Source organism: Symbiopectobacterium sp. RP, assembly GCF_050472005.1.
GTDB lineage: Bacteria > Pseudomonadota > Gammaproteobacteria > Enterobacterales > Enterobacteriaceae > Symbiopectobacterium.
On sequence record NZ_JBGOGS010000001.1, the window covers coordinates 2,111,313 to 2,125,700 of the forward strand.

Genomic DNA, 14,388 nt, shown 5'->3' on the forward strand with positions numbered 1-14,388 from the left:
GCTATACAGCGGCAGTGCCGCCCCGCCGGGAATGCCCGCTACCGTGGTGATACCCTGCTGTTCACAGCCGGACGATCAGCTGCGCTCCGGTATAACGCATAGTAATATCCTTCATTTGGGCTGGTGCGTTTTTGGAGCGGGGAAGGTAAAAACAAGAAACCTCGCTCGGGTTGCGCCGGCGAGGTTTGGGAATCGTGCTGTGATTCGGAACCCGTTAGGGGGCGTCGTCGACGACGACCGCGTCAACATGCGCGGTGTGTAGTAGTGCAGAAGTCATAGCAGCGGAGTGTCTCACGGGGATCCTGTCAATCAGTCAGTTAATTAGCCGTTTTATATAAGCACGGGCGTTGCAATAGGCGCAATACCCATAAGGAATAAAAAGTGAAAATTTTATTCAGCTCACAAAATATCCTCTGTTGAGTCTTCGCGAGATGTAGGCGATCGGTCACGTGTGGCGCTGATCCCCAGTATCCGCGCCGCCTCGCTGCTGCCGTCACACAGCGACATCGTGGGGCCATCGTAGGCTATGTTCCCGTCGACCAACAGCAGACTGCGTGGAGCAATACGCAACGCGTCATCCAGATTGTGAGTGACCATCAGCAGCGTAAGTTGCTGCTCTGCACACACCCTATCAACCAGTGTGAGCATATCCTGACGCAGCGCCGGATCGAGCGCGGAGAACGGTTCATCCAGCAGCAGGACAGGGCGTTGGCGCAGCAGGCAGCGGGCCAATGCGGCGCGCTGGCGTTGACCGCCAGACACCTGCGCGGGCAGGCGCTGCATCAGGCTGTTTAAGCCCACGTGTTCTGCAATAGCGTGCAATGCCTGACGCTGTGCTGCCGTGAGACGCAAACCGGGGTGTAGGCCAAGCGCAATATTTTGCTCCAGCGTCAGGTGTGGGAACAGGTTGTTTTCCTGAAACAGAATTGACACCGGGCGCTCGGCGGGCGGCGTATAGCGATGATCGTCGCCATTTAGCCACAGTTCGCCGCTGTTCGGCAATAAAAAACCGGCAATCAGGCTGAGCAGCGTACTTTTTCCCGCACCGCTTGGCCCCAACAGTGCAACGCGCTCTCCCGCAGCGATGTTGACATCGAACTGCATGGGGGCCTGTTGATAGAGATAAGTGAGTTTATTCAACGACAGCATGTCGGCCCGCCCGTTTTTGCCACAGGGTCAATGTCTCCATCACGGTAAATAACGCGAAACAGAGCAGCATCAGCAGCAGTGCGGTTAACGCACCGTCTGCGCTGCGATAAGCGCCAATTTGTTGGTAAAGATAGAAGGGCAACGTGCGGAACTGCTCATTGCCAAACAGGGCGATAATGCCGAAATCCCCCACCGAGAGTACGCAGGCAAATGCCATCGCCTGCGCGATCGGTTGTTGCAACGCGTGCAACTCAATCAGACGAAGACGGTGCCAACCGCGAATATCCAGAGACTGGCACAGCAGATTATAGCGCTGAGTGATGTCGAGCATCGGGTTCTCCAACACCTTGAGCGCGTAGGGGATGGCCATCAGCGCGTTAGTGGCGACCACCAGCCCATAGGGGGATGTCGGTAGCCCTACGGTGTTGTTAAGCACAAGAAAAAAGCCTGTCGCCAACACAATGCCCGGCATCGCCAGAATTAGCAGGCCGCTGATGTCCATCAACTGTCCGGCCAGCCGCTGCTGACGCAGTTTCAGCTCACGGCTGCTCCACAGCAGCATCAGGGTCAGGATGACGCAAAGCACACCTGCGGCGAGCGCGATACGCAGGGATGTCCACAGCGTTTGCCACAGCGCGGGCTGTTTGAGCACCGCCAGCATCGCAGGGCTGAGACCATCCAGCACCACAGCTAGCAACGGTGGCAGCAGCAATAACAGCGCAGCAACGATAATCACAGTATCGCCCAACCGTCCAGCCAGCGAATCCTGTGGGTTGCGCCAGCGCAATTGCTGGGTATTGCCCACGGCGAACCACGATCCGAGTCGTTGGCTCAGTAGTACCAACCCCAGACAACAGACCATCTGGATCAGTGCCAATCCAGCCGCACGCGCAGGATCGTAATCAAAGCTCAATGCCTGATAGATAGCCAATTCGATCGTAGTGGCGCGCGGGCCTCCACCGAGTGAGAGTACGCTGGCAAAACTGGCGAAGCAGAGCATGAAAATCAGTGCCGCACTGGGCAGGATTTGACGCCGTAACCACGGCCATTCAATGAGACGAAAGGTTTGCCAGGCATTCATGCCCAACTGGGCCGCTAGCTGACGCTGCTCCGTGGAGATGGACTCCAGGGCTTGCAACAGCAGACGTGTCGCCAGCGGCAGATTGAAGAACACATGGGCCAACAGAATCCCTTGCAGGCCATAGGGGGAAAAGGTGTAGTCGATGCCGAGTGCGCTTAAGCCTTGTGCCAGCCAGCCCTGTCGCCCGTAGACGCGCAGTATGCCAAATACCGCCACCAACACCGGTAACACCAGCGTCATGGCGCACAGGCGCAACAGCCAGGTTCTGCCGGGGAAATGGCGGCGGTAGAGGGCGCGTGCCAGCACAATGGCGGGCAGCGTGGAGAGTAGCGCCGAAAGCAATGCCTGCCAAAAGGTAAAGCGCACTACGTACCATACATAGCTGTCACCCCATAGCGTCTTCCATGGGGTATCAGGAGCCTGATGCCAGAGAGCGCCAAACGCGAGCAGGGCAACACCTGCCAGCAATGCCGCGATAAACAGCCCAGGCCAGAGCCAGTGTGGGATCAGCGGCTGACGGCGCATTGCCATGCCTGAATCCACTGCCCACGCAGGTCTGCCACCTCTTGTGCGCTAAAGGACAGCGCTTTTTCCGGGCGCGCCAGTGATTGGAAACCTTCTGGCAGTGCCACGCCAGTGACCGGATACATCCAGTTGGCGGTTGGTATCAGGCTTTGGAACGTCGGGGTGAGGATAAACTGCATAAAGCGGTTAGCGAGTTCCGGCTGCTTGCTGGCGGTCAACTGCCCAGCAACTTCAACTTGCATATAGTGGCCTTCACTGAACAGCGCCGCTGCGTAGTTAGTCTTTTTCTCTTCGATAATGTGATAGGCCGGAGAGGTGGTGTAGCTCAGCACCAGATCTGCTTCGCCTTTAAGGAACAGACCGTAAGCCTCACTCCACTCTTTGGTGACGGTAACGGTTTTACGCGCCAGTTTTTGCCAAGCGTCAGGCGCTTTATCGCCATACACCTTTTGCATCCACAGCAGCAGGCCCAGCCCCGGCGTACTGGTGCGCGGGTCTTGATAAATGACCTTCAGCGGTTGCTCGCTGTTGATCAAGGCATCAAGACTGGTCGGTGGATTTTTTAGCGTGTCTTTGTTGTAGACGAACGCGAAGTAGCCGTAATCGTAAGGCAGGAACGTGGCGTTGTTCCAGCCGCCGGGCAGCGTTAACACGGCGGTTTTCACGTGGTGTGGGGTAAATAGCACAGTATCCGCTGCCGCTTTGAGCAGGTTGTTATCCAGCCCCAGGACGATATCCGCTTTGCTGTTTTTACCTTCCATGCGCAAGCGGTTCAACAGGGCAACGCCATCTTCCAGCGCGACGAAATTTAATTCACACTCGCACTCTTTTTCGAAGGCTTTTTTAATCGCCGGGCCGGGGCCCCATTCAGACGCGAAGGAATCGTAGGTGTAAACGGTCAATGCGGGCTTGGTATTAGCGGCAGCAGAGCCGAACAGCACGGCAGAGAGGCCGAATACAGCAAGTAATAAACGGGATAATAGCGACTGTAACACTTTGCACTCCTGGGTATATTAGGGTGGCAAAGGACTTTGAGGCAGGCGAATGCACTCTCAAATCCCTTCGCAGGTATTAACCGGATCAGGTTCGACGGGTATTTTCCCAGCATAAATACCGTGCGTTGACAATGCGATATAGCCAACAAACGGCCTGCACCCCGTTGAGAACGTCATCATTGTAAAGGGTTTGTAGCATCAGGGAAAGTCGGCGTCGTGCTCCGGTGGCACAAACCAAGCGGATTTAAAGTCGAACCAGCCCAACATGTTCATGCGCACGCCGCGCATGCTGCGCAGTCCCTGCAGCTGTAACCAGTGGTGAAACAGCGGGTGGATCTCACCGCTGTCAATCAGGCGCTGGCTGAAGTCGGTGATAGAGAGCGTTTGAGCGTGCCAGCGCTGCGCGTCTTGTTGTATAGCCAAGCGACTTAATTTTGATTACACCATATGAACTGAGAACAAAATCTCTGTATCGCAACCACTCTCTCTTTTTTTGCTTTTTGCTTTTTGCTTTTTGCTTGTGCCCATTTATGCTCAATTGGGTTAAGATCTGGCGAATATGTAGGCAAATACTCCACCATATACCCTGCATCGATGATGACTTGTTGAATATTATGTTTTTTGTGAAAAGTTGCATTGTCCATCACGATTACACTATTTTTAGGGAGTACTGGGATAAGGGAGTCTGTTTAAGATTTTGTGTAAATGCCTTTCCTCAGAAGTGACCGTCAAGGCGGTCACCGAACTCGATAATAATGCGACTCATTGCCATACGCCAGTCCTGTAAGGGCATCGTCCATTTCTGTGATGCCGCCTGGATTGCCAGCCATACGACCTTCTTCAGCGAGTCATCAGTCGGGAACACCTTGCGTTTCTTGATTGCATGCCGGAGCACGCTGTTCAGTGATTCTATAGCGTTAGCGTTCGTCGTGTAGATTACCTTGCGAAGTTCCTGCGGGTACGAGAAGAATGTCGACAGGTTGGCCCAGTTTGACTGCCAGCTCCGGCTTATCTGCGGATAGCGGTGATCCCATGTCCCACCGAACGTCTCCAGCGCCTGAAGCGCGGCCTCTTCGGTTGGAGCCTGATACACTGCTTTGAGGTCGCGTGTTACCGCCTTATAGTCCTTCCAGGCAACGAAACGCAGACTGTTGCGCACCATGTGCACGATGCACAGCTGGATGCGGGCTTCCGGGTAGACCGTGTTGATGGCATCCGGGAACCCTTTCAGGCCGTCCACACAGGCAATCAGGATGTCGGTCAGGCCACGGTTTTTCAGTTCTGTCAGCACGTTCAGGCAGAACTTTGCACCTTCATTTTCGGCCAGCTACATCCCCAGTAGCTCTTTCTGGCCTTCGATATAGCCAAGCGACATTATTTTGATAACATCCAGCTATGCTTTTTTGCCGCATATCAGGGCATCTGTTGTAATCATTTTTAAGTCGGTTGGCTATAGTTCCAGATTTGGACTGGTGCTTCTCATGCCCGAGGTGATGGGTCATTTCAGCATTAAGGGCAGCTTCAACACAGATCTTTTTCAGCAGGCGATCAAACGGGTTGAGAGCGTCAGGGGTTTTGAGATTTTTGGCCAGCTTGTTAGCCAGAGCCTGTAACTGTTTTTCGTCCATAAAGTAACCTGCTTTTGATGTTGGATTGAACATATAGCCAAACGACTTAAAAATGATTACAACAGATGCCCTGATATGCGGCAAAAAAGCATAGCTGGATGTTATCAAAATAATGTCTTTTGGCTATATCGAGTTCGGTGACCGCCTTGACGGTCACTTCTGAGGAAAGGCATTTACACAAAATCTTAAAGAGTTATGCTCATTTCTGGTGTACGGGATTTCGGGGAGGGTGGCGTATCCTGCTGATTGATTTTGTGGATGATTTCAACAACAGAGAGATGATACCCCATGAAAAAGTCTACCCTACAGGTCTCCGCAGAACCAGATATTGCCGGTGATCCCTTGCATGAACTCATTCGTAATGGTGCCAGGCAACTGATAGCTGCCGCCGTTGAGGTTGAGCTCGAAGCCATGCTGCAACGACATGCTGAACGCCGCCTTGACGACGGGCGTCATGTTGTCGTTCGTAACGGCTATTTGCCACAGCGAACCATACAGACGGGTATTGGGGATGTTGAAATTAAAGTGCCCAAGGTCAGGGAGCGCAGCGGCAACGGAATATGCTTCAACAGCGCGTTGTTGCCGCCTTATCTGAAACGTGCAAAAAGCGTCGAAGAGTTGCTATAGCCAACCGACTTAAAAATGATTACAGCCAATGCCTTGATATGTGGCAAAAAATACACCTAATTGTTATCAAAATAATGTCGCTTGGCTATACCATGGCTGTACCTGCGAGGCATATCCACCGGTGATTTTCACGAAGCCCTGAGGGCGCTTCTCGGTGAAAAAGCTAATGGCCTCTCTGCCAGTATAGCCAACCGACTTAAAAATGATTACAGCCAATGCCCTGATATGTGCCAAAAAAATACAGCTAATTGTTATCAAAATAATGTCGCTTGGCTATACCATCAGCAGACTGAAACAGCAATGGCTTGAAGAGCACAGGCAATGGTGCCTGCGTGATTTAAGCGATACGCGCTACGTTTATTTCTGGGCCGATGGCATATACAGCCATGTCAGGCAAGATGATCGCCTTTGCCTGCTGGTCATTATCGGCGTCACTGAGCATGGACGTAAGGAGCTGGTTGCGGTCGAAGATGGTTATCGAGAGTCAGAAGCAAACTGGGCCGAACTTCTTAATGGCCTGCGAGCACGTGGCCTAACCGTATCTCCCAAGCTGGCTACGGGAGACGGTGCCCTTGGTTTTTGGAATGCAATGGCAAAGATATTCCCGGACACGCAGCACCAACGCTGTTGGGTGCACAAAACCGCTAATGTGTTGGCTTCACTCCTCAAAGCCATGCAACCGAAAGTTAAGGCTGAGCTACGGCAGGTTTGGCTAGCAGAGAGCCGCGATGCCGCTAATGAAGCCTTTGATGTTTTGTTGGCAAGGTTTTCAGCGAAGTATCCTGCAGCGATGAAGAAGCTGGAGAAAGCTCGAGAAGAACTGCTGGCATTCTACGACTTCCCGTCAGAGCACTGGGCGTCAATAAGAACGACAAATCCGATTGAATCGGCTTTTGCGACTGTGAGGCTACGAAGCAGACGCGCGAAGAACGGTGGTTCGAGAGAAACAACCCTGTCAATGGTATGGTATTTAAGCTGCTCCAGTCAGCTCAGAAAAGCTGGAACCGACTAAGAGGATTTGACCTGCTGACCCTGGTTGTAAGCAACGTCCAATTTAAGGATGGAGAACAGATTCACGAAGCATCAGAGCGGAACGTAGCCTGATCGCCATACACCAGATTTGCTAATAACTCTTATATGTGCAGCCAATATTAAATTAAAATCCACACAAGTGCATGTATTTTAAAAGGTTTGTTAGTCTTTACGAGATGCTGAGAGATCCCATGAGATAACAGAAGTAAATTAGACGTTAAACAAGAAGTTCATCACATCGCCATCTTTAACGATGTATTCTTTGCCCTCAGAATGCATTTTCCCTGCTTCTTTCGCGCCTTGTTCACCTTTGTAGGTGATAAAGTCTTCATACGCGATGGTTTGCGCGCGGATAAAGCCTTTTTCAAAATCGGTGTGGATTTTACCTGCGGCCCGTGGGGCCGTCGCACCGACAGGGATGGTCCAGGCGCGCACTTCTTTTACGCCTGCGGTAAAGTAGGTTTGCAGATTTAGCAGTTCATAACCGGCACGGATCACGCGATTCAGGCCCGGTTCTTCCAGCCCCAGTTCTGCCATAAATTCTTCGCGATCTGCATCGTCCAACTCGGCAATGTCGGATTCTACCGCGGCACACACTGGGACAACCACAGAACCTTCGCTGGCAGCGATTTCGCGCACCCGATCCAGATAAGGGTTGTTTTCAAAGCCATCTTCATTGACGTTAGCGATGTACATGGTGGGCTTGAGCGTCAGGAAACTCAGGTAACGAATGGCTGCTTTCTCTTCAGCATTCAGATCCAGGGCGCGCAGCATGCCCGCTTTTTCCAGCTGTGGCAGACATTTTTCCAGCGCGGCCTGTTCAATTTTTGCGTCTTTGTCGCCGCCTTTGGCTTTCTTCTGCACGCGGTGCAGTGCACGCTCGCAGGTATCGAGATCCGCCAGCGCCAGTTCTGCGTTGATGGTATCAATGTCGTCAGCCGGATCGACCTTGCCCGCAACGTGGATAATGTTGTCGTTTTCGAAGCAACGCACCACGTGGCCGATCGCTTCCGTCTCACGAATGTTAGTCAGGAATTGGTTGCCTAGGCCTTCACCTTTGGACGCACCTTTTACTAGGCCAGCGATATCAACAAACTCCATCGTGGTGGGGAGAATACGCTGCGGTTTAACAATCTCAGCCAGCTTGTCCAAACGCGGGTCGGGCATCGGCACCACGCCAGTGTTGGGCTCTATGGTGCAAAACGGAAAGTTGGCCGCTTCGATACCGGCTTTGGTCAATGCATTAAACAGTGTAGATTTACCCACGTTAGGCAGCCCAACGATACCGCACTTGAATCCCATACTTTTATCACCTTAAATAGCTTATAAATCAGATGGTTATGTTTTCTCATCTGAACAAATAAATACGTTAGCGCCAATTATACACGGAATGGCGCATTAACTCGAACCGACTGCGCGGGAATATCATTTCACGCAGGTTTATAGGCGTGCAGTCGATTCATTGCTTTCACCATATCGTCTTTCAGCAAAATCTCGGTGCAGCGAATGGCTTCGTCGAGCGCGCCGTTGATCAGCATCTGTTCACTGGCGGGGGGGTTGCCCAGCACGAAGCCGGTGACCTTACTTTTATCGCCGGGATGGCCGATGCCAATGCGCAAACGATGAAAATTAGGGGTGTTACCTAATTTGCTCATGATGTCTTTCAAGCCGTTGTGCCCGCCGTGTCCGCCGCCCAGTTTCAGTTTGGCAACCCCCGGTAAAAGATCCAGCTCATCGTGCGCTACCAGAATTTCATCCGGTTGGATGCGGTAAAAGGTTGCCATTGCCGCCACGGCTTTACCACTGAGGTTCATAAAGGTGGTTGGCACCAGCAGGCGAACATCATGACCGGCCAGAGTGAGGCGCGCGGTATAGCCAAAGAACTTGGCCTCTTCTTTAAGTGATTGCCGGTAAGCCTCAGCTAACTGGTCAACGTACCAGGCACCGGCATTGTGGCGCGTGGCGGCGTATTCGGCTCCCGGATTCGCCAATCCGACAATTAATTTGATACTGCTCACGTTAAGTCCCAGATTTTGCGTCTCGCGACGCCCGATAAAAGAAAGTCAAACGCGTAGTTTACACAGGAGCAGGGCAGTGAAAAAGCCTTCAGCAGGTTGTTTGTCGCGCGCCCGACGAACGTGTAGCAAAAAATGGCTGGAAATAATTTACTTTTGCAATAATTCAATTTTGTTATTAATTATATTCGCCTTTGGTCAGCACTAAATGTAAAAAAACGTTTCTACACTTGCTTATCTGTGAGCGCCTACGCAATACCTTATTGCCTACAGCGTCTATAATTACATCAGAACAAGGACGGTTACGTAGCATTTTCATTTTTCCGAACGGTCACGTATTTTACCTGACCCTTACAGGAGGTGACAGATGAAACGCAAAAATGCTGTCATGCTGGGCAACGTATTTATGGGCATCGGTATGGTGTTAATGGTCGGGGGGATCGCCTTCACCATTATCAGCCAATTACCTGAGCTGAACTTGCCCGCCTACTTTACCTATTATCGACCTAATGGCCATTTTCGCTGGTGCCATGACTTGGCTGGTTGGGGCACGCATTGGCGGCCGTGAAGCCGTCGCCGCTAGCTATTGGTGGGTAAAGCATTTTGATAAACGCTGCCGCCGTCAGCAACCTCATTCCTGATGATACCAGACGCCTGCTTGTTCGGCAGGCGTCTGGATATTTTTTCTGCTTGCAGATAATCCCCGCTTTGAGTGCTGATTATATTCCTCCTGCGATGTAGTTGACCCCGTAAATATAGCCAAGCGACTTAAAAATGATTACAGCCAATGCCCTGATATGTGGCAAAAAAAATACAGCTAATTGTTGGCTTTGTTGAATAAATCAGAACTTGTAACGACTGCGCCCCATACGGGTCGATTGTTACGTGATGTGAATACTCTTCGGCATTCCTAATAGCGTTATCAGGTTAAGCGCTTTGACCATGGCCATGGCTTCACCCACCTGAGCATCGTAGTCTCTCAGACTTAGATGACCACCCAGAAGCCTTTTGAACCGGAACATGGCCGTTTCAGCCACTGAGCGCCGGTGATAGCCTACTTTCTTTTTCCAGATATCGTTACTACCGCTAATGCGCTGATTTGCAACAGCGGGGTTACGCTCGTGGTAGCGATCTTGCCAATATTGCACCCCCCTTCGTGGCGGGATAAGCGGCCTTATTTTCTTCCTCACCAGAGCATCATAGCAGTAAACTGTATCCTAAGCGCCGTCAGCCGATGCCTCTCTGATTTTCCGGTGGGTCTGGTTTATCAGCGCCGGTAGAGCTTGGGCATCGGTCGTACCACTGAGCGACAAATCCACACAGATAATCTCATGCGTCACACTGTCTACTGCCAGGTGCAGCTTACGCCATACCCTGCGTCTGTCGGCACCATGCTGCCGGACTTTCCATTCGCCTTCGCCAAAGACCTTCAGGCCGGTTCCATCAATGACCAGATGTGAGATTTCACCACGGGTTGGCATTTTTATGCTGATGTTCACTGTCTTTGCTCGCTTGCTGAGCAGCGAATAGTCTGGACAATGGAGCGACAATTTAATCAGTTTAAAAATCGAGTCACCAAAGCCCTGTAAAGCCCTCAATGAAAGGCCAAACACGCGTTTCATCATCAGGACTGTGGTGATGGCCATATCTGAGTAGTGGAGCGGTCATCCACGCCGTTCAGTAGTGTTTTTTTCCGTCCATGCAGCAATGGCTGATTCATCTAGCCATACGGTTAGAGAACCGCGCTGCTTGAGGGCCTTGTTATAAGAGGGCCAGTTGGTGATTTTAAAATTTTGTTTTGCCATGGAGACCTGATTTTGAAACAACTGTGTTGATCTGCTCCGGTGATTACCCAAAAGTTCTATTTATTCAACAAAGCCCTAATTGTTATCAAAATAATGTCGCTTGGCTATAATTATCGCCACTGTTCGCAGGCAATATTATTGCCACGCCAAACGATATTATGTGCAATACGTGACAATATCCACGAGAAATAAAAAACGCCACCCTAGGGTGGCGTTTTGTTGACAACAGAAATGGACGCTGTTGATTAATGTTCAAACATGGCAGAAATAGACTCTTCGTTGCTGATGCGACGAATAGCTTCCGCCAGCATGCCCGAAAGTGTTAGTGTGCGCACGTTAGGCTGTGCTTTGATATTTTCCGACAGTGGAATGGTATCGCAGACGATCACTTCATCAATCACCGAATTCTTGATGTTGTCATACGCATTGCCGGAGAAAATCGGGTGAGTGGCATAAGCAAAGACTCGTTTGGCACCGCGTTCTTTTAATGCTTCTGCCGCTTTGCACAGTGTGCCACCGGTATCGATCATGTCGTCGACCAGAATGCAGTCGCGCCCTGCGACATCACCGATGATGTTCATCACTTGAGAGACGTTGGCGCGCGGACGACGTTTGTCGATGATCGCCATGTCAGTGTCGTTCAGCAGTTTAGCAATGGCACGTGCACGCACAACACCACCGATATCCGGAGAAACCACAATCGGGTTTTCCAGATTCTGCTGCAACATGTCTTCCAGCAGAATCGGGCTGCCGAAAACGTTATCGACCGGAACGTCGAAGAAGCCTTGAATCTGTTCTGCGTGCAGGTCCACGGTCAGGACACGGTCAACCCCTACGCTTGACAGAAAGTCAGCGACCACTTTGGCGGTGATCGGTACACGCGCAGAACGCACACGGCGGTCCTGACGAGCATAGCCGAAATAGGGGATAACGGCGGTAATACGTCCCGCTGACGCGCGGCGTAGAGCATCGACCATCACAACCAGCTCCATCAGGTTGTCATTGGTTGGTGCACAGGTGGACTGGATGATGAAAATGTCGCCACCACGAACGTTTTCATTGACTTGCACGCTGACTTCACCGTCGCTAAAGCGACCTACAGCGGCGTCTCCCAGGCTGGTGTATAAACGGTTGGCAATACGTTGCGCTAGTTCGGGGATAGAGTTACCAGCAAAAAGCTTCATATCAGGCACGAGAAGAACCTCAGGCTTGCGTCCAGAGAAATATTGTACCCGGTGTCTCGAGGGCGTTGCGAGGCAGCAGGTAAAATATGCATACGGGTGTATGAGTTAAGCGTTGAACTTAAGGCATAACCCCTCCATACGGGGTAAAAATGTTTTCAACGCTTAACGTTGCCCGGAAAGCACACGGTGCAGCGGCGAGGTGTTCACGCCACGCGCAACAAAACCGTTCAGCGTTTCCGGGGCCTGGTCAAGCACCTGACGAGCGGCGAATTCGGTGTCGAATTCGGCAAACACACAAGCTCCCGTTCCTGTCAGGCGCGCCGGTGCGTATTCTAGCAGCCAAGAAAGTCGCTGTTCAACCTCGCGAAAACGTTTTCTTACGGTAGATTCACAATCATTGACGAAGGTCTGTTTTTGTAGCGCATCTAATGTGCGTACCGGTGTGTCGCGTGGTAAGTCCGGATCGCTAAACACCAGCGGGGTCGGAATGGTGACGCAGGGATGTATCACCAGATACCATTTTTCCGTTGGTGAGGCGGGTGTCAGTATCTCACCAACGCCTTCGGCGAAAGCGGCCTGCCCGCGTACAAACACCGGTACATCTGCGCCTAGTCGTAATCCCAACTGCGCCAGCGTGTCCTCATCAAGGCCACATTGCCACAGATGATTCAACGCAACCAGCACCGTAGCCGCGTTGGAAGATCCGCCGCCCAGACCGCCGCCCATTGGCAGGCGTTTATCGATAGCGATGTCAGCACCGTTATAGATCAGTGTGCGCCCCTGCTCCTGGCTGTAGGCCTGTAACAAGCGTGCCGCGCGTACGGCCAGATTGGTGTTGTCAGGCACGCCGGGCAGCTGGGTGAGTAGCTGGATAATGCCGTCGTTGCGTAATCGGATGTCGACCGTGTCGCCATAATCCAGAAACTGAAACAGCGTTTGCAGTAGGTGATACCCGTCGGCGCGTTGACCGGTGATATACAGAAAAAGGTTGAGTTTGGCCGGAGATGGCCAGTGCGTCAGTTGTGCCGCATCGCTCATGCTTATTGAACCGTCCAGTTATTCATTTTCAGCTTGATGCGTTGCTCGCCTTGCGTCAGTTCCAGGGCGTTGGGTAGGGGGGGCGTGACGCTATCATCGTAACCGAGGTATTTCACTTCCCACGTTAAGCCGTTTTGTACCAGCGTTGCTGTACTGAGCCGCGCGTGCTCATCCAGCGTAAACTGCTGCGCATCTCCCGGCAGGCCAATCATCCACTGGCGCAGATTGGTCAATGGAATACGCATCCCGGTCAGTTGGGACAGCATGTACTCTGCATCTTTGCCGATATAACGTTTACCTTGCCCATCGGTGATTTGAATGCCATCGGGCTGCACGCGCAGTTCCAGTTCTGTCCCGCCGAACGGATTGGTCAGCAGCAGACGGTAGCGTTGCGTGGAAGACTCATGCCAGAAAAAGTTAGCCGAAAGTTTCTTGCTATCGGAGAGATAGGCAAATGCGCCACGTGTCTGATACTGGCTCAATTGTTGCACCTGCTGCTTATGTTGTAACCAAGCCGGCGAATCCGACGTTGCACTAGGACCAGAGGGCTTGGTCAACGTACAGGCAGTCAGCAGCAAGCTGGCTAAAGGCAGGAGCCGTAACGCGCGTGCGGTGTGACTTAACATGTTGCATATATCCTATTAAGTGTATTAGTCGCGACTAGATCTGACACTGGACCTTGAAAGGTTGAGAGTTACCGGTTTTGATATGGGTATCTAATCCTTAAACAAAACGCGAGGTAAGTCTCATGCTTCATACTAACAATCCCATTATCAAACACAAAGCCGGCCTGCTCAATCTTGCCGAAGAACTCGGTAACGTATCAAAAGCCTGCAAGAGCATGGGCGTGTTACGCGATAGATTTTACCGTTATCAGGAACTGGCTGCTGAAGGCGCCATTGATGCGCTGGTTAACCAGAACCGCCGGGTTCCGAACCTGAAGAACCGCGCCGACGAAGCCACTGAACGCACGGTTGTTGATTATGCTATTGAGTTCCCGCCCCATGGGCAGCACCGGACCAATAATGAGCTGCGTAAAAAAGGCGTGTTTATCTCCGGCAGCGGCGTGCGCTCCATCTGGCAACGACACGACCTGGAGAACTTCCGTAAACGCCTGAAGGCGCTTGAGGAAAAGGTCGCCAGAGAAGGCATTGTCCTTACCGACGCTCAAATCGCAGCCCTGGAGAAGAAGGCGCACGATGATGAGGCCTGTGGTGAAATCGAGACGGCACATCCCGGGTATCTGGGCTCGCAGGACACCTTCTACGTGGGCAATCTGAAGGGTGTGGGCCGTATCTATAGCCAAGCG

Annotated in this window: 9 protein-coding genes, 7 pseudogenes and 1 riboswitch; of the genes and pseudogenes, 3 read left to right on the plus strand and 13 right to left on the minus strand. The window is 52.0% G+C overall.

The window, feature by feature from the left end:
- Positions 1–3 precede the first annotated feature (3 nt).
- The 7 genes and pseudogenes from ACD630_RS14145 to ACD630_RS14175 form a co-directional block, all read right to left on the minus strand.
- A pseudogene (locus ACD630_RS14145) lies at positions 4–100 on the minus strand (thiamine pyrophosphate-binding protein); the annotation flags it as partial.
- Positions 101–399: 299 nt separating this feature from the next.
- Positions 400–1,149: a thiamine ABC transporter ATP-binding protein ThiQ gene (thiQ, locus tag ACD630_RS14150; protein WP_430359423.1), complete on the minus strand. Its 750-nt coding sequence runs from the start codon at positions 1,147–1,149 to the stop codon at positions 400–402.
- Positions 1,133–2,761: a thiamine/thiamine pyrophosphate ABC transporter permease ThiP gene (thiP, locus tag ACD630_RS14155; protein ID WP_430359424.1), complete on the minus strand. Its 1,629-nt coding sequence runs from the start codon at positions 2,759–2,761 to the stop codon at positions 1,133–1,135. The genes thiQ and thiP overlap by 17 nt, the downstream gene beginning before the upstream one ends.
- Entirely contained in the window at positions 2,737–3,750 is a 1,014-nt protein-coding gene (gene thiB / locus ACD630_RS14160; RefSeq protein ID WP_430359425.1) for a thiamine ABC transporter substrate binding subunit, read from the minus strand. Before thiB ends, thiP begins: the two co-directional genes overlap by 25 nt.
- Before the next feature lie 44 nt (positions 3,751–3,794).
- Positions 3,795–3,924, minus strand: a riboswitch (TPP riboswitch).
- Between the two features lie 24 nt (positions 3,925–3,948).
- A pseudogene (locus ACD630_RS14165) lies at positions 3,949–4,167 on the minus strand (transcriptional regulator SgrR); the annotation flags it as partial.
- 11 nt (positions 4,168–4,178) lie between these two features.
- Positions 4,179–4,427, minus strand: a complete 249-nt coding sequence (locus tag ACD630_RS14170; protein WP_430360051.1) for a transposase — start codon at positions 4,425–4,427, stop codon at positions 4,179–4,181.
- A 38-nt stretch (positions 4,428–4,465) separates the two neighbouring features.
- Positions 4,466–5,378 (minus strand): annotated as a pseudogene (locus ACD630_RS14175) (IS256 family transposase).
- A 288-nt stretch (positions 5,379–5,666) separates the two neighbouring features.
- Here ACD630_RS14175 and ACD630_RS14180 point away from each other — a divergent pair.
- Positions 5,667–7,109, plus strand: a pseudogene (locus ACD630_RS14180) (IS256 family transposase).
- 138 nt (positions 7,110–7,247) lie between these two features.
- On the opposite strand, the gene ychF reads toward ACD630_RS14180, so the two are convergent.
- Complete coding sequence (gene ychF, locus ACD630_RS14185) at positions 7,248–8,339, minus strand: redox-regulated ATPase YchF (RefSeq protein WP_430359426.1); 1,092 nt, start codon at positions 8,337–8,339, stop codon at positions 7,248–7,250.
- A 128-nt stretch (positions 8,340–8,467) separates the two neighbouring features.
- Complete coding sequence (gene pth, locus ACD630_RS14190; protein WP_430359427.1) at positions 8,468–9,055, minus strand: aminoacyl-tRNA hydrolase; 588 nt, start codon at positions 9,053–9,055, stop codon at positions 8,468–8,470.
- Between the two features lie 364 nt (positions 9,056–9,419).
- On the opposite strand from pth, the pseudogene ychH reads away from it, so the two are divergent.
- Positions 9,420–9,693: pseudogene (gene ychH, locus ACD630_RS14195) on the plus strand (stress-induced protein YchH).
- A gap of 240 nt (positions 9,694–9,933) precedes the next feature.
- On the opposite strand, the pseudogene ACD630_RS14200 reads toward ychH, so the two are convergent.
- The 4 genes and pseudogenes from ACD630_RS14200 to lolB all read right to left on the minus strand — a co-directional run bounded on the left by ACD630_RS14200 (position 9,934) and on the right by lolB (position 13,705).
- Positions 9,934–10,857, minus strand: a pseudogene (locus ACD630_RS14200) (IS5 family transposase).
- A 245-nt stretch (positions 10,858–11,102) separates the two neighbouring features.
- Positions 11,103–12,050 (minus strand): ribose-phosphate diphosphokinase, encoded by a 948-nt coding sequence (gene prs, locus ACD630_RS14205; protein ID WP_430359428.1) that lies wholly within the window; start codon positions 12,048–12,050, stop codon positions 11,103–11,105.
- Positions 12,051–12,203: 153 nt separating this feature from the next.
- Positions 12,204–13,079 (minus strand): 4-(cytidine 5'-diphospho)-2-C-methyl-D-erythritol kinase, encoded by an 876-nt coding sequence (ispE, locus tag ACD630_RS14210; RefSeq protein ID WP_430359429.1) that lies wholly within the window; start codon positions 13,077–13,079, stop codon positions 12,204–12,206.
- 2 nt (positions 13,080–13,081) lie between these two features.
- Complete coding sequence (lolB, locus tag ACD630_RS14215; RefSeq protein ID WP_430359430.1) at positions 13,082–13,705, minus strand: lipoprotein insertase outer membrane protein LolB; 624 nt, start codon at positions 13,703–13,705, stop codon at positions 13,082–13,084.
- Between the two features lie 122 nt (positions 13,706–13,827).
- Here lolB and ACD630_RS14220 point away from each other — a divergent pair.
- A pseudogene (locus tag ACD630_RS14220) lies at positions 13,828–14,385 on the plus strand (helix-turn-helix domain-containing protein); the annotation flags it as partial.
- Between the last annotated feature and the right edge of the window lie 3 nt (positions 14,386–14,388).

Bases quoted from the DNA above. Each gene is read 5' to 3' on its own strand.
- ispE (WP_430359429.1), bottom strand. From the start codon at position 13,079: ATGAGCGATGCGGCACAACTGACGCACTGGCCATCTCCGGCCAAACTC.
- ychF (WP_430359426.1), bottom strand. From the start codon at position 8,339: ATGGGATTCAAGTGCGGTATCGTTGGGCTGCCTAACGTGGGTAAATCT.
- lolB (WP_430359430.1), bottom strand. From the start codon at position 13,705: ATGTTAAGTCACACCGCACGCGCGTTACGGCTCCTGCCTTTAGCCAGC.
- thiP (WP_430359424.1), bottom strand. From the start codon at position 2,761: ATGGCAATGCGCCGTCAGCCGCTGATCCCACACTGGCTCTGGCCTGGG.
- thiQ (WP_430359423.1), bottom strand. From the start codon at position 1,149: ATGCTGTCGTTGAATAAACTCACTTATCTCTATCAACAGGCCCCCATG.